This window comes from Streptomyces sp. LMG1-1-1.1, assembly GCF_040815545.1.
Classification (GTDB): Bacteria; Actinomycetota; Actinomycetes; order Streptomycetales; family Streptomycetaceae; genus Streptomyces.
Genome location: NZ_JBFPNH010000032.1, coordinates 211506 through 232788, shown reverse-complemented (window position 1 = coordinate 232788; position 21283 = coordinate 211506). Strand labels below are relative to the sequence as shown.

Here is a 21283-nt window from a genome sequence, read left to right as displayed (position 1 = left end):
CGTGACAGACAGTCAACACAGCCGCAGTGGCCGGGAGTCGGCCGACATCGTCATCCTCGGAGCCGGCCCCGCCGGGCTCGTGCTCGGCAACCTCTTACTACGGAGCGGGATCGACTGCGTCGTCCTCGAACGCACCGGACGCGACCACGTCCTGAACCGGGCCCGCGCCGGGTTCCTCGCCGCCCACACCGTGCGCGTGCTGCGGCGCCACGGCCTCGACGAGGGCCTGAAGCGGCGGGGACGAGAGCACGGCGTCTGCGCGTTCCGCACCGAGGACGGGAGCTTCCGGCTGGACTACCGGCAGCTCGGCAACGGCGACCCCCACACCGTCTACCCCCAGCACGAGCTGGTGGCCGACCTCCTCGCCGCGTACCTCGATGCCGGTGGACGGATCCGCTTCGACACCGAGGCCGTGGAGGTCGGCGACGCGGACGGCGACCGTCCGTGGGTGTCGGCCGCCGAACCGGACGGGCGGACCGTACGGTGGCACGCCAGGTACGTCGCCGCCTGCGACGGCCGCCACGGCGCGGGCCGCAGGTCGCTGCCGGACCGGGCCGTACGCCACCACCGCGACCACGGGGTGTCGTGGCTCGGGCTCCTCGCCGAGGCGCCGCCGAGCCTCGACGCCGTCGGATACGCGACACACCCGCGCGGCTTCGCCGGACACATGGCCCGGTCCGCCGACATCACCCGCTACTACCTCCAGTGCGAGCGCGGCGCCCCCGCCGAGGACCTGAGCGACGAGCGGATCTGGGACGAGCTCGACCTGCGCATGCGGAGCGCCGAACACGGCCCCCTGCGGCGCGGTCCGATCCTCCAGCGGGCCGTCGTCGACCTCGAGTCCGACGTGCTCGACACGCTCCGCCACGGTTCCCTCTTCCTGGCCGGCGACGCCGCCGGCCTCGTCAGCCCCTCCGCCGCGAAGGGCGCCAATCTCGCCGTCCTGGAGGCCGAACTCCTCGCCGGGGCACTCGCCGACGACCTCCACCGAGGCGACCCCGAATCGCTCGCCCGCTACTCGGAGCGTTGCCTGGCGCACATCTGGCGTGCGCAGGAGTTCTCGCACTGGATGATCGGCCTCCTCCACGGCGCCCCGCCGTTCCAGGAGGGGATGCGCCGGGCCCGCATGGAGTCGCTGCGGACGTCCCGTACCCACCAGGACTGGTTCGCCGAGCAGTACGTCGGCATCTGACCGCCCGCCGCCCCACCGCTCTCCGAGGTCCCGGCCGGTCGGCCGGGACCGTCTCCTCCCGCCCTTCCCCCGAGGATGCCCGCTGATGACCACCCCTGCCCTGGCGACCGGCCTCGCACCCGAAGACGTCCGGCGCCTGCGCGCGACCGCCGAGTTCGTCCGGGAACAGGAGACCTCCGTCCTCCTCTCCCGCGTCCTGCCCGGCCTCGACGGTCCCGAACTGCGCGCCGTGGCGGACCGGTGCGCCTTCGCCCACGCCGCGCTCCTGGTCTTCCCCGCCGACCACCCGGGACTCCGCGCCGGACTCGCCGCCTGCGGCCTCCCCGACGACGCCGGAGCCCGGCCGAGCGTCGTCGTGCGCGACCGGCTCGCCGCCCGCCACGCACGCGACGCCACCGATCTTGACGTAAGGATTCTCCGGCCCGCCGTGCACGGCCCCTCCGGCGAACGCCGCGCCGTCGAGGTCTTCGCCCTCGCCACGCCGCCCGGTTCCGCCCTTTCCGCGCTCGCCGCGCACGAGCGCGCCCACGACCACGAGGCCCACCTGGCCTTCGACGTGGACCGGCCCGACCCCCTGGTCCTGCGCGGCCTCCGCGCGAGCCTCGCCCGGCACGGCGCCGTCGCCGACGGAGGCGGATACAACCCGCACGAGGACGGCACCGTGTTCTACTTCGCCACCCCCACCGAGACGAAGACCCCCTACCGGCGCATGGAGCTGTACGCGACCGGCGACCACCGGGACCTGCTGGCCGAACACCTGGCGGAGCGGCGTCCCGCCGAGCACGGACCCGACGCCCTCCGGGAAGCCGGCAGCGGCTCGGACTCCCACGCGGCGGAAACGCTCCTGCGTCTGCTGACCGGAGCCTGGACCACCCAAGCCCTCGCCACCTGCGCCGAGTTGCGCCTGCCGGAGGCCCTCAGCCCGCACGAGCCCCGCACCGCCGCGCGCCTGGCGCACGAGGTCGGCGCCCGCCCCGACGCGCTGGAGACGCTCCTGCGCTACCTCGCCATGCTGGACGTGGTCACCGAGGACCGGGACGGGTTCCGCCTCACCGGCACCGGCCTGCTGCTGCGCGAGGACGCCACCGGCTCGATGCGACCTCTGGCGCAGATGTACGGCGGCCCCTTCTACCAGTCCTTCGCGCACCTTGGCCACGCCGTACGCACCGGCGAACCGGGCTTCGAGCACCTCTACGGCGAGAACCACTTCGACCACTTCGCCCACGACCCCGACCTCGCCGCGACGTTCGACCGCTCCATGGCGGCCGGCTCCCGCATGTTCGATCCCCTCCCCTCCCACCCCGTCCTCACGGCGGCCGCCGCCGCCCCCACCCCCCGTACGGTGATCGACGTCGCCGGCGGCACCGGCGAACTCCTCGGCCGGGTCCTTGCCGCCCACCCATCCCTGCGCGGGATCCTCCTGGAACGACCGCACGTCGTGGCCGCCGCACGCGGCCGCCTCACCGCCACCGGCGTCGCCGACCGGTGCGCCTACCGGATCGGCGACTTCGCCGACGTGCCGCCCGGCGGCGACGTCTACCTCCTGTCCCGCGTCCTCCACGACTGGGACGACGCCCGCTGCCGCGACATCCTGCGCCACCTGGGGCGCGCGATGCCGCCCCACGCCGACCTCCTCGTCGTCGAACGCCTCCTGCCCACCGACCCCACGCCGTCCCTCGCCACCGCCTGGGACCTCCACATGCTGTGCAACACCGGCGGCCGCGAACGCCGCGCCGACGCCTACGCCCGCCTCCTCGACACCGCGGGCCTCGCACTCGTCGGACACCGCCCCCTTCCCCTGGACGCCCACGTCCTCCACGTACGCAAACGCTGACGCCACGCGGCCGAGCCGTGCCGGCCGGCTCCGACGGCCGGGTTTCCCGGCGCCGTCGCCGCGACTACACGCCGGAGGACGATCGGGTCGTCTCCGACGAGCCTCCCGTCCCCCGTCCCGAGCCGTCGCCAGAGCCCTCGTGAGGCCGGTACGGCACGGTCGTCTCGGACGGGCGGTGGTCGTCGTCCCCCTCGTAGGCGACGACGACCACCGCTTCGCCCGCGGGCAGTTCGCGGGTCCGGAGCGTCGCGAGACCCACCTCGTCGAGGAGGACCCTCGCGAGGACCCGGCCGTCGGCGCTGAAGGTGACGCGGCCCCCGGGAGGGCGGCCGCCGGGGACGGCCGGGGCGACCCGGACCGTCAGGGCCGTCAGCGGCTCGCCGTCCGACTCGCCCGCGTCGGTGGCGAGGGCGGGCCGGGGTGCGAGCGAGCGGGAGGCCGGAGGATCGATGGCGAAGGCGCCGTCGCGGGTGATCCCGAAGGCGCTGCACAGGCCGTGCGCGGTGCGGGCGAGGTACCCGGCCGCCGGAGCGAGGACGGCCGTCAACTCACGGGGGGCCTGCGGCAGGGCGTCGAGGGCAGTGACGCCCAGGAGGTCGCTGTCCGCGCGGACCGTCGAGAGGACCACCGGAAAGCCGCCGACGACCAGGGTGTCCGTGCCCCGTCCCGACAGGAACGCGTCACAGGACTCCTCGTAGTCCACGGTGCCGTCGGGACGGACGGAGTACGCGAGGTCGGCGGTCACCCCGGGACCCGCCTGGAGCAGGTACCCGGAGGCCGGGAGGAGCGTGAGCCGGTGCGTCGCCCCGCGGGTCAGGAAGCCCGTGCCCGTCACGGGCGCCCCGACCGGGAGCAGGTCGTGGGAGAGGGAGCGGCCGTCGACGGTGATCGTGTGCCCGTGGATCCTCAGCCGGTGTCCGTCGGAGTCGGCGAGCCCGGCCGCCTCCGGTGCCGGCACGACCTGCCCGTCCCTCGTGACGGTGAACTCGACGGCGCCCTCGGCGGTGCCGGCCGCGACCCGCAGCCGGTAGCCGTAGGCGGGCAGCAGCTTCAGCTCGTGGACCCGGTCCGGATCCAGCGGAGCCACGTCCGGCAGGTCGGGGACGAGCGCATGGTCCAGGTCCCGGGCGTCGACGGTGACGGGCAGGCCGCGCAGGGTCAGCCGCCGGGTTCCGCGGCCGCCGAGGAAGGCGTCGTACTCCGGCGCGAAGTCGAGCATGCCGTCCTCGCGGACGTCGAAGGTGACGGCGGCCGTGAGGGTGTCGCCCAGCCGGAGGCGGTACCCCGTGCGGGGCGGGAGCGAGACCTCGGGCGGCGGATCGGCCGCGCCGTCGACGAACCGGGTTCCGGGGCGGGCACCGTAGTCGGAACCCGCCGCGTATCCGGTCTCGTCCGCGGAGTCGACGACCGAGACATGGGGAAACGTCAGCTGTGAGGTGTCGATGGTGATGGCCGGCATCGGCTCTCCCGATCGTTCGAGGGTGTGGGGGAGGGAGCTCAGAACGGCGTGGCGCCGGTGATCTCCAGACGGGGTACGAGGTCGATCCGGGTCTCGTGCCTGGCCGACCGTGTGGGCTCCCCGGTACGGCGTTCCCAGCGACGGATCCTGGTGTCCCACCCGCAGGTCACGAGTTCCGACTCGTCCCGCGTGGCGTCGAAGGACGCCACGCACCAGCTGTGGGCGGCGACGGGCGTACCGATGCGCTGACCGCGGCGGTCCCAGCGGTGCAGGGTGCCGTCGGCGCAGCCGGCCGCCAGCTCGCCGTCCGTGGTGAGCAGCAGGCACCACACGGGCGAGCCGGTGTCGAGCGGGGGACCGAGCGGCCGGCCCGAGTCGAAGTCCCAGCGGCGCACCCTGCCGTCCTGCCCGCCGGAGGCGAAGTCCCGTCCGTCGGGGGCGGCCGTGATCGCCTGCACCGGGCCGCTGTGGCCGAGGAGCGGATCGCCGGTCGGGGTGCCGGCCGTCCGCTTCCACCGCCGTACGGTGCCGTCCTGCCCGGCCGTGACGATCCCGTCCCCGTCCGAGGTGAGGGCGACCGCCCGCACCGTCCCGTCGTGCCCCGTCAGCGGCGGGCCGAGCAGCGCGCCCGTCGTGCGGTCCCAGCGGCGCACCGTGCCGTCCTGGGAGGCGGAGACGACCTCCCGCCCGTCCCGGGTGACGGCGAGCCCCCGGATTCGGCTCCGGTGGCCGGTGAGGGGCTCGCCGACGGGAGTGCCGGCCACCCGGTCCCAGCGACGCACCACGCCGTCGCCGTCGCCGATGAGGATCTCGGCGGCGTCGGGGGAGAGGGCCATCGCCCAGATGGTCCGCGGGTGGACCTTCGTCGGCCCGGACAGGCGATGGCCGAGGACACGGTCCCATCGGTAGACGTTCCCGAGGTAGTCCGCCCCGACGATCTCCGTGTCGTCGGAGGTCACGTCGAGGACCATCAACGACGCGCCGCCCGAGTCCACTTCGCCCGCCGCGTTGATTACGGCCTCGCGGACCGGGGCGGTGCTCCGCGGCACCTGCGGGCGCCGGAGGCCCAGCGTGCCCTCGTCGGCCGGCGCGCCGTTCCCGGCGGCCGTGTCCGTGCCGTCCTGCCCGCGCGTCCCGGTCTCCGTGCTCATCGCGACCCCCTCGGCGGTACGGCTCCGTCGAACGCGAGGGCGCTGGAGGCCTCGCCGCGGCCGGCCCGGACACGGCGGCCCACCCACGCGTAGACCCGGCCGTCCTCGCCGCGCGCCACGACCGGCACGCGGCTGACGGTCACTCCCGCGCGCGGCACCTCCTCCTCGCGGAAGAACACCCGCTTCTCGTCGGGTTCGAGGATCTGCCCGGCCGCCTTGACCTGCGGCAGGCGGACGCCCTCCGCACTGAACCGCGGGATCTGGCCCCGGCGCAGGCAGATGGCCGCCGCACCGGGCTTCAACGGCACCGGCACCAGGGGGATCCAGTGCGCGGGGACCTCGGTGAGGAGCCGGTAGGTCAGCGCCGCCGGGTCGACCGGCGGAGGCTGCTCCGGTCCGTCCTCGGGCGGCTCGTCGGAGCGGACCCGCGGTCTGCCGGTCGCGCTCTGCACGACGCGCTCGATGGCGAAGCCCAGGTTGGCCATCTCGTCCCGGGCGAAGAGGACCTCCTCCACGGGAGCGCCTTCGAGGCGAGCCGCGGCGGTCGGCAGCAGCGGGAGCAGGGGCGGGGCCGGCAGGCCGGTGGCGGTGTCCGTCAGCCGGAACACCGACCAGTGGCCGTCGTCCGCGGGCTCGATCACCGTCTTGTCCTCGAACGTGTCGACGACCGTGAGCGAGGCGATCCGGTGCAGGGCGTTCGTGGCGAGGTCGACGGGGATGACCCAGTGGTCGTTCCCGTAGATGTTCGCGAACTCGACCACGAGGAGCCGGGCCAGGTCCGGCACCCCCGCGCCGACGTCGGGCAGGTTGACCGCCGTGTCCTCGAACTCCCACCAGCGCTCGGCCGGCATGCCGGGATACGTGACCCGGGTGGGCAGCCCCTCCAGCCGCGTGCCGCCGCCCGGCGCGGGCAGCGGGACGCCACCGGTGTCGAGGTCGAACTGGTACGCGTCCGCGGTGCCGCCGGTGTACTCGGGCGCGGTCAGCTTCACCGTCCGGCCGCCCGGCGCGGCGGTGACGGCGAACCGGTGCTCCAGGCGCTCCCGGGCCCAGCTCGACGGCGCGGGCGGACGGTGCCGCTCCGCGAACCAGTCGAGCCAGAGCCGCGCCGCCTTGTCGAAGGCCGTCCGGTGGGCTGGGGAGAGCCCCGGCGGCCGCCAACCACCGTCCAGCTCACGGGCGAGCGCGGCACCGTCGGGCACCCGGCCCGAGAGCACCTCGCGCAGGGCGCGCCCCGCCGGGTCGCGCCGCAGCGGATCCTGGTCCGGATCCTGGTCCGGCCCCGGCTTGGACAACGGCACCTTCGTGAGGACCGCCGTGTCGATGTCCTCCACCACCGAGGACGGCAGACCGACGGTACGGAGAGTGGTGAGGAACCGCTCGCCCGCCCGGGCGGCGGCGCGCAGCGTCAGCGGCGCCGCGGTCCCGCCCGCCGCTCCGGCCTCCGCCAGGTACTCCACCGGCACTCCCTGGGACAGGGGGACGGGCGTGCCGCCGTCCGACGGCAGGAACGAGCCCAGCGGCGTGCTCTCGGTGTCGAGGGTGGACCAGACGGGCGAGCCGCCGTCCTCGCCCGCGAACTCGGCGACCTGCCACTGACGGGCCAGGAGGAACAGCGGGTCGGCGACCCGCGCCGCGAGCGCGTCGTCCAGCCGACCGCCCGTACCGCTCGGCCTGACCACCGGCTCCACGCGGTGGAACTGGCCGAACTGCATGACATCGAACACCGTCAGGACTCCTTGTCGGTCAGCAGCTTCACGATGTCCCCCAGCTCCGCCCGCAGCATGAGCGACTTCAGGTTCACGGAGGGCGCCGTGCCCAGCGCGGTGTCGGGAAGGTAGGCGGCGGGCAGGTAGCGGCCCAGCCAGCCCAGCGCGTCGAGGTCGACGAGCCGCAGCTTGGCCAGGTCGAGGGCCTCGCGGACGGTCGCGGCCAGGACGTCCGGTGTCCAGGGCGCTCCCACCACCGGCGGCACGGCGAGCAGCACGGCCTGCGGAGCGCGCGCCCCTGGAGCGTCGTAGTGGAACGTGGCGCCCGCCGTGTGCCGTTGGGCGGGGATCAGCTCCGACCACGCGTCGACCACGAGGACGGCCGCCCGGTGCGTTCCCAGCGGCCCGCCCGGGCCGTGCACCACCAGACCCGTCGCCGGCTTGTCCTCGTCGTCGGGCTTCCTGCGGGTCCCGACCCAGCGGTCGCCGGCCGCGAACGGCAGTTGGCCGATGCGCAGGGACTGGCCGGCGCCCGTCCCGGCGGCCTGGGTGTGCAGCAGCAGGTCCGCCAGGGCGCCCGTGCCGGGCCGGACCGCGCCCATCTGCTCCACCCAGTCGCCCGGGACGAGCAGGGGGTCGCCGCCGCGCTCGAGACCGGTGCCGAAGGAGGCGTCCAGCTGGTCCGGGTCGGCGGCCTTCACCAGACCCACGGCACGGAATCCGGGGCCGAACACCGCTTCCAGGACCGCCGCGTCGGCCCCCGGGTCCGTCCGCTTCGCCTCCTCGTCCGCCCGTTCGAGCCGCTCCCGACCCTTGCCCAGGGCCGCGGCCAGCTGGTTCGCGAGCTCCGTGTCGGGGCCCAGCGGCAGGCCGATCACCCCGTAGGCGGCGAGCGACTCCAGATTCTCGGTGTCCAAAGCCGTCCGGAGGTGCGCACGCGCGTTGTCCGCCCGGGTCTTCAGCCCGGGATCGGCGATGGGCTGCGCCGGGTTGTGGGCCCCGTCCAGATCGGCCGCCGTGCCCGCCCGGCCCGCCGAGAGCACACCGCCGACCGCCGCGCCCACCGCCTCGATCTGCGCGATGCTCACGGTCGTCCGGGACCAGGAAGCGGCCCTGCCGGTCCGCAGCACCGGCACGGCGTCGTCGGGCACGCTCGCGGGCCGTTCCCCGATCAGTGCGTGCGCGAGGACGGCGCGCAGAGCGCCCGCCGACGCGAGCGCCACCACGTCCAGGGCGCAGTACCCGGCGAGAGGCCAGGCGTGCTCGGTCACGGTCGTCGTACCCGGCCCGTCCTCCTGACCGGGACGCAGCCACGCGGCCCGCAGCCGGATCCGGCCGGTGGGCCCCAACTGGTGCCCGGCCCAGGCGTCGAGCAGCGGCTCGGCCTCAGCCCGGGGCCGTGTGATCTGCTGTGCGCCGTCCCAGCCCGCGGCGCGGGCGGTCCCCTCCGGCACGAGGACGAGGACGCGGTGGCCCACGGGAACGCCCCGCCGCGGGGTGTCGAGCACCTGGGGCAGCGGCGGCGGCTGCCCGCCCGCCGCGAGCGCCTCCATGGTGGCGGCGGCCCGGTCCTGGTTGCCCTGGGCCAGCTGGTGGACGCTCTCGGCGAGGAGGAGGTCGGCCACCGCGTCGAGGTCGTCGCGCAGCGCGTCCAGGTGACGCAGCACCGCCTCCCGCTCCGCGGTGGACATCCCCGCGGGCCCCGCCTTCGTCTTCAGATAGGCGACGACCTGCGACGCGGGGACCTCCGCGAGCCGCGCTCCGTCCGTGACGTCGTGGGGGCCGATGAACTCCTGTGCCCCCGGGCCCGTGTGCTGCGGGCTCTGCACGGACCACTTCTCGCGCAGCGGCGCGATGTAGCGGTCCAGTTCCGGGCCGCCGGAGAGCTCGCGCTCGTCGTGCAGCCGCCGTTCGAGCCGGTAGCCGAGCAGCGCGCCGAGCGGCTGCCCCTTGGCCATGCCGTCGACGACGGTCATCGCCACGCGCATCCGGCGCGAGGACAGGTCGACGGCGAAGGCTCCGGGGTCGCTCGGATGCGAGAGGGCGCCGCTGTGCAGGATCGCCGCGGTCGCCGCCTGCGGGAGCGAGGGCGCGAGCACCCATCCCCGGCTGCGCCGCCCCGGATGGCGCGACAGGTTCTCCACCCATCCGTACGCGCCCAGCTGGACGCCGGCCGGACGCCGTTCCCGCAGGGCGCGGAGTCGGGCGGTGGCGAGGGAGGTGATCCACGCGTCGAGCCGGTGGGAGACGAGGTCGAGGGACTCGCCGAGAAGACGTTCGACCGGGCCGAAGGCGTCCCCGCGGCGCTCCCACGTCCCCACCCGCTGGGCGAGGTACTGGAGCGCGGAGTCCATCTCGGCCAGCCGCACGCTCCACGGACGCTCGGTGCCGAGCAGCGTGAAGACGCCCCTTCGCTTCGTCGCCGCGTCCGAGATCCGCCCGGCCAGGGACAGCCGGGCGTCCACGATGGCCTGGAACACCGTCGGACCCCGGTCGGCGGCGGAACCGCCGTCGGGCTCCGTGCCGCCGCCGTCCTGCGCGTTCACCCCGCCGAACCCGCCCGCGGGCAACTGCATGATCTTGCCGAGCGTGAACGGCTTCGCCTTCAGCCCGGCCGCGGCGATCGTCTGCAGCGCCGAGGCGGGGTTGAGCAGTACCTCGGCGAAGGGCAGCCGGGGCCGGAACACCAGCGGGTCCTTGGCCCCGGCGGCGGCGCGCGCGTACTCCAGGTTGGCGGCGTGCCGTAGCAGTGCCTCCAGGAGGGTGCGGGCCTCTTCCTTGCCGACCATCAGCCTGCGCACCTCGAAGCGTTCGACGACGCGGTCGAGGAATTCGGTGAGAGCGCCCACCGGGTCCTGGCCCTCGGGCAGGTGCGGTCGCGCGTACGGCAGCCAGAGCCTGGTGGCCCGCCCGTTGACGTGATGGGTGATGCGGGGCCGGTAGCGAATGCCGAGCGCCTCGTTGAGGGCCCGGGACTGCCGGTCCTCCGGCGTGCCCTCCAGGCACACCTCCCCGCCGCCGAAGCCCATGCCGAAGATGCCGAGCCCCAGGTCCTTGAAGCAGGCGAGCATCCCGCCCTGCACGGGCCGCACCGACACCGTCCCGGACACCGGAGCCATGCCGAAGGCGCGCAGCACGTCACGCTCGGGCTTGGGCAGGTCGAGGGTCTCCCCGTGCTGGTCGGGTCCGCCGACCCGGGGGAGCGTGCCGACGCCCACCTCCCAGAAGGGGCGCAGCACGCCCAGGACGCGGTGCAGACCCGCCAGCCCCGACGGCTCGTGCTGCGGCGAGTCGGCGCGCCACCGCGACGTCGCGGTGACGGGCAGCAGTCCGTACGGCTGCCTGCCGGCGCGCAGCACCGGCAGCGGGCCCCGGGCCCGCACGTTCTCGTAGTGGTGGACGCGCAGCCACTCGCGGTCGACGCCGAGCTCCGCGCCGCCCTTGTCCTGTTCCATGAGCTCGTCGAGGAAGAAGTCCCCGGTGGCGCTCCACAGGGCGAGTTGCAGACTGCGCGCGTCGGCCTGCTCCGGCTCGTCGGCACCGGGGAGCGCGTCGAGACTTCCGGGTGGCAGGCCGAGTGCGGCCGCCGTGCGGGCGCCGTTGTCCCACGGTTCGGCCGGCGCGGTCGCGACCGCGCCGAGAATCCGGTCGACGTCCGGAGGCACGGGCGGCGGGGCCCCCGCGTCGGGAAGGTTGTTGGTGGGCGTGCCCTGCGGCACGAACGCGGCCTCGCCGTCCCCGTCCCGGCCGGCCAGCAGGGCGGAGACGCGGGACGCGGCGGCATCGGGGGAGAGCGAGGCCGACACGCCGAACACGACGACGCGGGTCAGCAGCGGCTCGTGGTCCGGGGCGTACCCGTTCTCGGGGCGCAGCTCCAGCGTGACGGCGAGCCCGTTCTCCTCCGCCTTCTCGTACTTCGTCAGCCAGAGCATCCCCGGATCGATCCCGGGCCCGCCCGGCGCGGGCGTGGCGTCCGGGTCGGGGCCGAGCTGCACCACGTCCGGGACCGCCCGCCCCGTCTGCTCGGCGACGAGGAGGTCGCCCTGGTAGGCCCGTACGACGAACATGTCCGGCAGCGTCGACGCGGTCGCGGCCCGGTTCCAGCCGCGGCCCCGGACGGGCGTGTCGGGCCACTGCGGTTCCGGCACCGTGACGTGGGGGTCCGGCACCGGCAGCGGCGGCCGGGTGTCCGACGTCGGCTTCAGGACCCGGACGAGCCACCGCGCCCGCCGTGCGCCGACGGCCCCGGTCAACTGGCCCCAGGCGGCGAGCAGCAGCCGCTCGCGGTCTCCTTCGGCGTTGTCGGTGCGGCCCGCCCGCCACACGGTCCGCCAGTACCGCCGTGCCTGCTGGACCTCCCCGTCGGTCGGGTGCGGCTCGTGGGACTCGACGTGGATGTCGTCGGGGAAGATCCGCACGAGCAGCCGGTCCGGTCCCGGACCGTCCAGGCGCAGCCGTGTCTCCAGCCGCACGGGCAGGAGCATCAGCGGTACCTCGGGGTCCACTTGACGCAGCAGCGGGGCGAAACCGTCGTCGGCAAGGCTCCGCAGCTCCTCGTCGACGGCGCTCCGGGCGGCGCCGATCCGGGTGAGGGCGGCCTTCCGTTCGTCGTCGGTGGCCCCGGGGCCGAGCAGGGAGCGGTGCCCCTCGGCCTCGGCCACGGCCTGGCGCAGTGCGCCGAGATCTCTCATCGGGTGCTTTCTCCTCAGGGGGCCAGAAGCCGAGCGGCGGGCAGGACGACCCTGACGGGCTGCTGGAAGCACTGGCGCGCGGTTCCGGCCGCGCTCCTGCCCCAGACCAGGCCGCCGTAGGAGACGTTGGGCCGTACGGTTCCCGGGGCGTGGGTCGCGCCCAGATACGCTTCCTTGGAGTCGAAGAGGTGACTCCATCTCAGGTCGTTCCAGTCGTCCGCGGTGCTGGGGGTGGTCGGTGGGACGTAGGGGCCGCCCCAGGCGCCGGCGGGCGGCGAGCTGCCGAGTGCGGCGTCGTCGGGGTCGTCGAGCCCGAACCGCGGCTCGGTCGGCTGCTCCGCGATCACGAAGCACCACGACCCGTTGCGGAGTTCCGTCTCCGTGAGGGCGAAGCCCACCATCGCCGTGTCCGGATCCAGACCGCTGCGGAAGATCGGGAACCGGGCCTCGGTCTCCTTGGGCTCCGTTCCGACGAGCGGAGCGGCGTAGATGATCGCTCCGGGATAGCGGCGCAGCAGCGCGCTGCGGATCAGCAGGACGACCCGGTCGGGCGGAGCGGTCAGGTGCGCGCCCAGCGGGAGGTCGCGCTTCCACGTGTGCAGCGGGGGCAGGTCCGTCCCGTACCCCCAGAACGTGTCGAAGTACGTGCCGCGCTGGTCGGTGGGGTACTCGCGCCAGCGCAGTTCGCGGGCGAACTCGTGGTTGAGGCCGGTCATGTAGGCGGCCACGAAGGGGGCGTTGGTGAGCGCGAGGACCGCCGAGTCGGCGGGGATGTGCTCGAGACCGCCGAAGAGCCATTCGTTGGACTGCCGGGACAGGGGCGGCCACATGGCGTCGTGGAAGACGGGCGCCCACTGCACGGGGGCCTCGGGGTCGGTGCCCGCGGGCCGTTCGACCCGGGACGCCACGACCGCCGGCACCGTGACCGACGGATCCGTCAGGGCCACGATGGTGTGCTGCGACGCCCCGGCGGGGAAGGTGTCGCGGTGCGGGACCGGCGGGGCGTCCGACGGGCCCAGGACCCGGTCGTGTGCCGAGACGACCATGTCCTTGAGGTCGGCGGGCCCGGCGCCCAGGACGGCGGGGGCGGGCAGCCTGTCCTGCTGCCGGTCGAGCAGCCCGCCGCCGGTGAAGACGTCGAGCGGCAGGGTGCCGGTGTCGTGCCAGCGGTCGACGAGCCCCTTGAGGGCGTCCGGCTCCCAGGGGTCCTGCGGGGCGCCGGGGCCGTCGCCCGTGGCCTTGAGCTCGCCGTAGAAGTCCGACCACCAGTCGCCGCGGCTCTCGCCCGGCGTGGTGTTCCAGTCCCAGCTGCCCGGGGAGGTGCCCCGGAACGTGCCGTGGCGCGCCTCGGAGTGCCAGGTGCCGGTGAATACGCCGTCCGAGGAGTTGTTCAGGTCGGTCCAGGTGCCGGTGCACACGCCGCGCCACACGCCGTGCTCCTCGCCGTCCGCCCAGGAGCCGGTGAAGAGGGCGAGCCACGTGGGGTCCTTGCCGTCCGCTCCGGGACGGTTGCTCCAGGTCCCTTCGAAGGCTCCCTGCCACGAGCCCGTACGGTCGGGGCCCGCCCGCCACGTGCCCGAGCAGGTGCCCCGCCAGGTGCCTGCCGGTTCGCCCTGTCCGTTGGCGATGGCCGTCCACGGCCCGGTGCAGGAGCCGGTGAACCGCCCCGGCGGTGTGCCGGTCGCCGTCGCGTCGGTGAACAGGTCGAGTCCGGCCGGGGCGGTCCGCAGGGTCGGGAAGACCAGATCGCCGTGCCGGTCGAGTCGGGTCTTCGCCAGGAAGTCCTCGGGCGCCTCCGCCTCGGGCAGCGAGCCCAGCCGGAAGGCGCGGTTGAGGCCCGCGGCGGGGAGCGGCTCCGTGGCGGCGAGCTGTTCGGTGGTGACCGCGCGCCGCAGCGAACGCGCGGTCGCCTCGTCCGACACGCGCTGCCAGGCCTTCGTGTCCTCGTCGTCGGGCGCGAGCACCTGCCGTACGGCGGCGAGCCGTTCCTCGCTGACGACCTTCTCGGGCGCGACGGAGAAAGCCACCGTGCCGTCCGGGTCGCGCCGGGGCACGGCGAGCCCGGTGGCGGAGGCCGCGACGGAGGTGAGGACCGTGGCGAACGGCGGCGGTTCCGGGGAGTCCGCCGCCCGTCCCGCGACCAGCCCGATCCGCCGGCTCAGAACCCCCATGGGGCGTACCGTGCGGTGGAACGCCGCGGTCGCCATGGCGTTCGGCAGCAGACTCGTCCGGATCGACGACCACAGGGTGGAGTCCGCGGCCAGGGCGATGCGGCTTTGCAGGGGCGTGGCCAGCCGCAGCACCTCGTCCGTGGAGAGCGTCTTCACGTGCCGCAGATGGAGACGGCCGGAGACCAGCCGGGCGAACCGGGCCAGGTCGAGGAACCGGTTGGCCGCCCGGACGTCCGCGAGCTGACGCCACGCGGACGCCATGAGGGCCTCCTGGTCGACCTGCACGGCACGGGCGCCCAGGCCCGCCGCGACCCGCCAGCGCGGGTCCAGGTTGAGGGTGTCGAGCCAGCCCGCGGAGGACGGGTCGGCGCCCTCGCGCAGGGCGTGGAAGCCGCCGTACAGCGGGGGCAGCACATCGGGGTCCTCGTCGCCGCCGGGATCGGCGACCTGGACCAGCGCCTTCGCGAGTCGCTGTTGCCACTGGGCGCTCTGCGGGCCGGTGGGCCACGGCTCGCGCGACACGTTGCCGGGGGGGCGCAGGGCGCTCTCGACCTCCTGGACGACGGGCCCCGGACCGTTGGCGAAGAGTCCGGGACGGCGGACGTCGAGCGGCCTGCGGCCGGCGTGCGGAGGGAGCGGGCGGGACCGGAGCCGTGCCGCCAGCGTCTCGAAGTCGCCGGCCTCGCCGGTCGAGAAGGACCAGGAGAAATAGACGGGGAGATCGGACTGCGAGGCGTCGCTCGGGTCCCATGCGGGAGCCAGACTGCCGTTGGGGACGGGGCCTGCGGTGTCCTTGCCGAGGCCGGCGAGGCGGCCGGCTTCGAACGACGGGACGAGACACGCGGTGTACGAGGTGTGCGGCTCCAGCCGGCGGGGCGCCAGGAGCCGGGAGACCGACCGTCGCGGATCCTTGTCGTGGTCCGGGAGCATCTGGGCGTGCGCCCACAGGTGCAGGGTGGTCGGGTCGGGCAACTGGCCGCCCCTGACCCGGAGGACCGGCAGCGGGACGCCCGGTACGCGCTGCGGACGGCCCTCCGAGACGGGGACGCAGACCAGGGCGAGCCAGGGACGGAGTTCGCCCGTCCCGCCGGCGCGCAGCGGGGTGAACAGCCAGGGCAGCTCGACGCGTTCGAGTTCGAGCAGCGGGAACCGGGTCGGCTCCGCGTCCGGTGTGCCGGGCAGCGGGAAGACCCGCACGATCTCTTTGGGGTCGATAGCCCGGACGTCCCCGGGGCCGTACAGCCGGAGCGCGGGCACCGGCACGGGCCGTCCGGGGCGGCCGTTCACCGAGGCGGTGGCACTCAGCTCTCCCCGGGCGGGTTCGGTGCGGGACAGGTTGTCCTCGTCCGTGAGACAGGCGGCGGCGCCGGCCCGCTCCCAGGACGCGAAGGTGTACACGGTCATGGCCTCACCTCGTACGCGGGCACGACCTGGAGCAGCCCGGACCGGCCCGTGACGGTCTTGAGCAACGCGGTGGCTTCGGTGAACGTGGACGTCTTGGCGAACGCGGTGTCGGCCTTCAGCGTCCCCAGGTGGGTGATCGCGAACGCGCGCTCCTTCAGCACCGGCCGGGGCAGCGGGGTGACGTAGCGGGCGCGCAGTTCGTGGACGAGACTGCGGCCGACGGCGCCGTGCGGCAGCGCTGCCTGCAAGGCGGCTTCGCTGATCCCCCAGGGGCTGATGGGCACCGGGGCGGGGCCGCCCAGCCACTTGGTCTCGTACTCGACCGGCACGGTCGTCCGGGTCGCGCTGCCCGCCGTCGGGGGCGGGGTCAGCTCGGCGCCGGAGCGGAACCGTTCGAACGCGGGCTGGGTGAGTTTCTGGTCGTCCGTGAGGTCGAAGAAGTCGGCCCGCGCGAAGTCCTCCGTGACCGGCTGCACGGTCCCGGTCCCGGTGGGGAACGTGACGCCCACCTCGAACGCGGTCGGCTTCGGCAGCTTCCCGGGCCCGAACCGGACCACCTCGATCCCCAGGGGCACCGTGCGCTGGTTGAACCGCAGCCTGCCCAGCGGATGCAGCAGGCGCCCGGCGGCCACGCCGTCGGCGCGCAGCGACACCATCGTGCGCGCCCCGTCCGGCAGGACCGGCTCCCAGCTGCGGGGGTCGTCCAAGGCCTGCTCCAGTGCCCGGACCACGTCGGGGGGCGGCGGGGCGACCGCCTGGCCGGTGCAGTTCCAGTGTTCGTCGAAGGGGAAACTGACGTCGAAGAAGAGCAGGGACACCGAGGCCCGTCCGGCGACGTGCCAGCACGGCGTCGGACCGTCCACGTGCACGTTCAGCCCCACCGAGCACAGCGTCGCCCCGGCGAACCGCAGCGCGAACGAGCCGCTGATGTCGAGCATCACCCCGAAGCTCGGTTCCCAGCGCACCAGCGCGTCGAACGAGAGCCGCCCGGACACGCCGGTGCTCCGGGACCCGATGACGGCGGACAGCTCCGCGCCCGCCTGGACGGTACCGGGGGTGAGGGCGAAGTAGCCGGAGAAGACGACCTTCAGGAACGGACTGTCCGCGATCGGGATGGTCAGGCGCTTCGGCGTGCGGAAGTCCGCCGGAGGCGTGAAGCGGGGGTGGAAGCCGCCCGCGCTGAGGATGAACGTCGCGTCCTGGCCCGACTTGGCCCGCAGGGCCAGACCTCCCTCCACGGAGGCGGTCAGCAGCCGCGAACCGGCGAGGTTCGCGTTGATCTCGACCAGGCCGTTCGCGGCGTCGACGATCCCCGTGACCGAGGCGCGGAGGTCGATCACCGGTGCCTGCGGGGCCGGCAGCGCCACCCGGAGCCGGCCGAGGATGCCGACCACCCCGCTGGGCAGCTCCAGCACCACCCCGACGTCGGCCGTCACGAACGAGACCGGTCGGCCCCAGCCGATCCGGAACATCGGGCCGACGACGGTGCTCCCCGACCGCGCGGGGAACACCGTGCCCAGGGTGGTGAGGATGCGCGGCGCCGCCGCGGCGGCGTCCGCGGGGAAGAGCAGGTCGTCGAGGTGGCCCGACTGCACGACCTCCGCCAGGCCCGCCCGGTCGAGGGCGCGCCCGACGCCGAGCAGACCGCCGACGGCGTTGAGCGTGAACGCGAGACCCAGTTCGATGGCCGGGGTGAACTCGGCGCTCAGCGCCACGAGCACCGACGGCGGCCGTGGCCGAAGGATCCCGAAGGCCTTGACCTCCACGACGCCCAGGCTCAGCGAGAGCGCGCCGCGGTACTCCCCGTCCTGCTCGCCGAGGAAGCCGCCGCCCTTCGCGGGCCCGAGGGCGAGGGTGAGCCCGAGGCCCTTCGGCGGCACGGGCACCGCCGTGTACCCGCCGCCGGACGGACGGATCTCCAGGCCCACCCCGTCGATCGTGGCGTCCGCGACGCCGAGCAGCGAGGCGCGGAAGGAGACCGCGAGGCGGATCCCGCCGCCACCCGAGGACAGGTAGAGCGAAGGCGAACGCAGTCCGGAGGGGATCTTCTCCAGGGGCAGGGCGACGCCCTTGCCGGTGCCCCCGCCCTCCAGCCGCAGCCCCTTCTCGTCGACACGTGCGCCCAGACCGCCCTTGAGGACGAGACCGGCGGGGGCGAGGAGCTTGAGCAACTGGTGGTCGGCGAGACCGAACTCCACCCCGTCCGCCCGGAACGAGAGCGTGCAGGCGTCCGGCGCGGCGCCGCCCGGTGCCGGGGTGGGCAGGGAGAGCGTGAGGCTGAGCCCGTCCCGTACGGCCAGTCCCGGCACGAGCGGGAGCGCGCCGCTCAGCGATACGCCGAGGTCGATCGTGCCCGGCACGGCGGTGCCGAGCGGCTTCACCTCGCCAGGGTTCGCGACGAGCACGTTCTTGATCGTCAGCGTCCAGTCCGGCGGGGTCAGCCGGGCCGCCGTCCGCAGCAGGTCGACGAGGACCGGCCACAGTTCGCCCTGCTGCGCCACGGAGGGCACGGCGAAGCGGACCAGCAGCGCTTCCGGCGTGAGGGTGGTGGCGGAGAGGCCGAGCGCCTGTGCCAGGCGTTCCCTGCGGGCGGCGTCGGACAGGCCCGGCAGGAGCGGAAGCAGGGGCGTGAGCCCTGCGCGGAGGTCGGCGGCCAGTTGCGCCAGTGGGCTTGTCATCGGCGGGCCGTGAGGGAGCGGGGGACGTTCATCTGATCGTCGCCGTTCTCCGTCCGGAGGCCGCGACGAAGTGCGGCCCGGCGGGGCGGATGGGGGATCGGAACACGTCCGACGCTAACTCCGGGCACGGTACGGCGCGCGGTCCACAAGCCGCCCGAGAGCCGATCCGGTGCCCATTTCACCCGCGCGGCAGGGGCGCGCGGGGGCTCGCGAAGGGGGGCCCTCAGGGGCGCCCCATGTGGATGTTGTCGTGCACGTAGGGGAACATCGGGAGAGCCATGGCGTCCGGACTGTCGACACCGCCGAGCGCGTCGGCGATGGACCACCACAAGGCGACGATCTGCGCCTGGGGCTCGATCCCCCACTCCGACCAGGCCCGCCCGTCGAAGGTGAACGAGGAGGCGTAGACGTCCTCGTCGCGCTTCGCGGCGTTCGCCACGGCCTCCCAGAGTGAGCCGATGTCCTCGGCGGGGCGATGGGCGATCTGCCAGGCGTGGGTGAGTTCGTGAACGAGCGTCCTCTTCCGGCCGGAGTCGGCCAGCGGGGCGTCGTACCTGCTGCCCAGGCCCAGCAGGATGGAGCCGTCGACGTTCGGCGTGCAGAACGCGCGGTCGTGGGCCCGGCTGAGGTCGGTGACCAGGATCCTGCCGACCGGAAGCGTGTCGCCGAACACCGCGGTGGCGAAGGCGATCTCCGAGTCGCGCAGCGGCCTGGCCCGCACGATCTGATCCGCCAGCACGGCGCCCGCGATGACCGCGGGGATGACCCCGGTCGGCCCGAGCACGAGCAGGACGCCGCCGGCGATCAGCACGCCGGCCACTCCGGTGGGGTGGGCGTACGGCAGCTCGGCCACCGAGCCGAGTTCGGAACCGAGGACGAGGACGCTCGCGACGAGCGGGCCCGCGACCGCGTTGACGACGAGGAACTCGCCGACGACCTCGGCCGTGTCCTGCAGGGTTCCGAGCACCCCGGTGTCCTCGTACCACTTGGTGAAGGCGGCCGAGGCGTTGCTCAGGCCGTCCCAGTCGCTCTCCAGACCCGGATTGGTCCCGTTCTCGTTCCAGTCGAAGTCCCGGCTCCCGGACCCCGGCGTGCCCGCGACCGTGCCGCTCTTCAGGGCGGCGACGGCCTTCGTCGCGGCCAGGGGCGGGTGAACAGCTCCGACACCCGCACGCGCTGGAGCGTGATCGCCCCGTCCCCGCCGTCGACGTGCGCGGTGACGTCGCCGGCGGGGAGGTCGGACAGCGAGGCGAGTACGGTGCCGGCCCCGTGGGGCGGCAACTTGGCTGACAGGACGCTGGGGTTGAGGGTCGGCTCCATCGTCCTGATCCCTCCAGGAGAGCTGAAGCGGGCACGGTGGAGCGGAAGCTCCCCGCCTTCTCATTCTGGTTCCGTGGGCCTCGACCCGCAGCGGGAGCGGCGGCCCGACGGCCGCCGCGCGTCACGCCTTGCCGAAGTGGACCACGAACATGCCGTTCTCGAGGTACGGCTTGGTCACGTACAGCTCGTACTCTCCGCTGGCGTCGTTGCGGGCGACGCCGGCGTGCACCCGCTCGCCGAGGAGGGCGGCGTTCGTCATGATGCTCTTGGCGATGACGCCGAGACAGCCCTCCACGCCCATGTCGCCCGAGAGTTCCGCGGAGAAGTCGACCGCGAGGGTGGGCTCCTTGAGGACGAGGCAGATGTCGACGGTCGTACGGGCCGGCAGGGAGAGGTCCGTCGGGAAGCGGACCCGCAGCACCGCGCCGCCCTCGAAGCCGCCGAGTTCGACCCGGGAGGCCGGGGACGCTTCGAGATCGCCGGAGTAGGTGTCCGGTGACACGTCCGTGAGCCGGAAGTCGATCCCGGCCGAGGAGACGGGCGCTCCGTTCCGGAACACCGCCACTTCGGAGAACGTGAGCAGGGTGTCGCCGAAGTCGACCTTCTCCGTGTGGATGTCCGTTCCCGTTCCGGGCCACATGAGGAGGTCGCCCGAGGTGGCCCTGGCCACGGGGCCGATGCGGACCTTCAGCTCGGTGTCCGTGGATCCCGGCTCGGGGCGCGCGCAGGCGCCCATCCCGCCGATCACCACGCAGTTGTTCCTGACGTGGGGTGCGAATCCGCGTCCCCTGAGGGTCACGACCGTGCCCTCGCGGCCTTCGGCCGGTTCGACGGAATCGATGGAGACGGCTTTCCGGGTCAGCATGAGATGGTCCTCCGCGCGTGTTTCTGATGCGGTCGACGTGGACGACGTCACGGATGTCCCGGGGCGTCGGGTGCCATCGAGTGAACCGACCGGCCGGGCAGGGCCGGGGAAGCCGTGCGGCCGGTGCACTCGAACGGGGCGGCAGAAACGAAAAGCCACGTCTGTTCGGTCGGTGGTACTCACATACGAGGACGCGCCGGGGCGCACGCGCCGGTCCTCCCGGGGCGGGGCGCGCACCGCGGGCGCCCCGGCCGCGTTGACGGTGGGATGACAGCCGCCGCGTACGGTGCGAGACATCCGCGCCCGCACCGTCGCCCGCACATCGGGCGGTCCGCGACGACGGGCCCCCGGCAGCCCGGCGACCTATGATGGGTTCGGTGGCGCAAGCAGGGACCGGTGTCCCGTAGAGCCCCCAGGGACGGCAGGTGACTCCCTCCCCTTCTCCCCCAAACAGTTCGGCGTGCGTTGCTCGGCCGGTTCCGTCTGGAATGCCACGGCGACCCCGTGCGGCTGTCCGGAAACGCGCAGCGTCTTCCGGCGTTCGCCGGGCTCCGGCAGGAGGTCGACCTCGGCGTCGTCGCGCAGACTCTCCGGCCGGCCGCCACCGAGGCACACGCGCGAGGAAGGCTGCGGACGGCGCTGTGGAAACCTCCCCGCGGAGGTCACGAACTCCTGCGCTGCACAAGGGAATCGCTCGTCCTCGCCGACGAAGTGGGCGTGGGCGCCCGGACGCTCGGCGGATGATCCCGATCGGTCGGCGATGACGCCGGGATGACGGCATGGACCGACCATCGAGCGCGGAGAGATCC

12 protein-coding genes are annotated in these 21283 nt (G+C 74.3%); 3 read left to right on the top strand and 9 right to left on the bottom strand.

The genetic code is table 11. The features are described 5' to 3' along the window. Window positions 1-46 precede the first annotated feature (46 nt). Both MRBLMG1_RS19245 and MRBLMG1_RS19240 read left to right on the top strand, forming a co-directional pair. Window positions 47-1192, top strand: a complete 1146-nt coding sequence (locus tag MRBLMG1_RS19245; protein ID WP_414721613.1) for a 4-hydroxybenzoate 3-monooxygenase — start codon at window positions 47-49, stop codon at window positions 1190-1192. 85 nt (window positions 1193-1277) lie between these two features. Beyond that, on the top strand, window positions 1278-3026 hold the full coding sequence (locus tag MRBLMG1_RS19240) for a methyltransferase (protein WP_367825295.1): 1749 nt from the start codon (window positions 1278-1280) through the stop codon (window positions 3024-3026). Between the two features lie 64 nt (window positions 3027-3090). On the opposite strand, the gene MRBLMG1_RS19235 is transcribed toward MRBLMG1_RS19240, so the two are convergent. The 9 genes from MRBLMG1_RS19235 to MRBLMG1_RS19195 form a co-directional block, all read right to left on the bottom strand. After that, a complete protein-coding gene (locus MRBLMG1_RS19235; RefSeq protein ID WP_367825294.1) occupies window positions 3091-4485 on the bottom strand; it encodes an Ig-like domain-containing protein in 1395 nt (464 codons plus the stop codon). Window positions 4486-4523: 38 nt separating this feature from the next. Beyond that, window positions 4524-5636, bottom strand: a complete 1113-nt coding sequence (locus MRBLMG1_RS19230; RefSeq protein ID WP_367825293.1) for a WD40 repeat domain-containing protein — start codon at window positions 5634-5636, stop codon at window positions 4524-4526. Beyond that, a complete protein-coding gene (locus tag MRBLMG1_RS19225; protein ID WP_367825292.1) occupies window positions 5633-7363 on the bottom strand; it encodes a hypothetical protein in 1731 nt (576 codons plus the stop codon). The genes MRBLMG1_RS19230 and MRBLMG1_RS19225 overlap by 4 nt, the downstream gene beginning before the upstream one ends. A gap of 2 nt (window positions 7364-7365) precedes the next feature. Further along, window positions 7366-12036, bottom strand: coding sequence for a hypothetical protein (locus MRBLMG1_RS19220; protein ID WP_367825291.1), 4671 nt, complete (start codon window positions 12034-12036; stop codon window positions 7366-7368). 14 nt (window positions 12037-12050) lie between these two features. Further along, a complete protein-coding gene (locus MRBLMG1_RS19215; protein ID WP_367825290.1) occupies window positions 12051-15611 on the bottom strand; it encodes a hypothetical protein in 3561 nt (1186 codons plus the stop codon). Further along, window positions 15608-18289 (bottom strand): DUF6603 domain-containing protein, encoded by a 2682-nt coding sequence (locus MRBLMG1_RS19210; protein ID WP_367825289.1) that lies wholly within the window; start codon window positions 18287-18289, stop codon window positions 15608-15610. The genes MRBLMG1_RS19215 and MRBLMG1_RS19210 overlap by 4 nt, the downstream gene beginning before the upstream one ends. 223 nt (window positions 18290-18512) lie before the next feature. After that, window positions 18513-19256: a hypothetical protein gene (locus MRBLMG1_RS19205; protein ID WP_367825288.1), complete on the bottom strand. Its 744-nt coding sequence runs from the start codon at window positions 19254-19256 to the stop codon at window positions 18513-18515. Window positions 19257-19402: 146 nt separating this feature from the next. Continuing rightward, the gene (locus tag MRBLMG1_RS19200) at window positions 19403-19609 is read right to left on the bottom strand and encodes a hypothetical protein (RefSeq protein ID WP_367825287.1); all 207 of its coding nucleotides are present in this window, start codon (window positions 19607-19609) and stop codon (window positions 19403-19405) included. 121 nt (window positions 19610-19730) lie between these two features. Further along, window positions 19731-20474: an IPT/TIG domain-containing protein gene (locus tag MRBLMG1_RS19195; RefSeq protein WP_367825286.1), complete on the bottom strand. Its 744-nt coding sequence runs from the start codon at window positions 20472-20474 to the stop codon at window positions 19731-19733. A gap of 504 nt (window positions 20475-20978) precedes the next feature. On the opposite strand from MRBLMG1_RS19195, the gene MRBLMG1_RS19190 reads away from it, so the two are divergent. Further along, on the top strand, window positions 20979-21218 hold the full coding sequence (locus MRBLMG1_RS19190; protein ID WP_367825285.1) for a hypothetical protein: 240 nt from the start codon (window positions 20979-20981) through the stop codon (window positions 21216-21218). Window positions 21219-21283 lie beyond the last annotated feature (65 nt).

Coding starts and splice junctions, on each gene's coding strand:
- MRBLMG1_RS19240 (WP_367825295.1), top strand. CDS start 1,278: ATGACCACCCCTGCCCTGGCGACCGGCCTCGCACCCGAAGACGTCCGG.
- MRBLMG1_RS19235 (WP_367825294.1), bottom strand. CDS start 4,485: ATGCCGGCCATCACCATCGACACCTCACAGCTGACGTTTCCCCATGTC.
- MRBLMG1_RS19230 (WP_367825293.1), bottom strand. CDS start 5,636: ATGAGCACGGAGACCGGGACGCGCGGGCAGGACGGCACGGACACGGCC.
- MRBLMG1_RS19220 (WP_367825291.1), bottom strand. CDS start 12,036: ATGAGAGATCTCGGCGCACTGCGCCAGGCCGTGGCCGAGGCCGAGGGG.
- MRBLMG1_RS19215 (WP_367825290.1), bottom strand. CDS start 15,611: ATGACCGTGTACACCTTCGCGTCCTGGGAGCGGGCCGGCGCCGCCGCC.
- MRBLMG1_RS19210 (WP_367825289.1), bottom strand. CDS start 18,289: ATGACAAGCCCACTGGCGCAACTGGCCGCCGACCTCCGCGCAGGGCTC.
- MRBLMG1_RS19200 (WP_367825287.1), bottom strand. CDS start 19,609: ATGGAGCCGACCCTCAACCCCAGCGTCCTGTCAGCCAAGTTGCCGCCC.
- MRBLMG1_RS19195 (WP_367825286.1), bottom strand. CDS start 20,474: ATGCTGACCCGGAAAGCCGTCTCCATCGATTCCGTCGAACCGGCCGAA.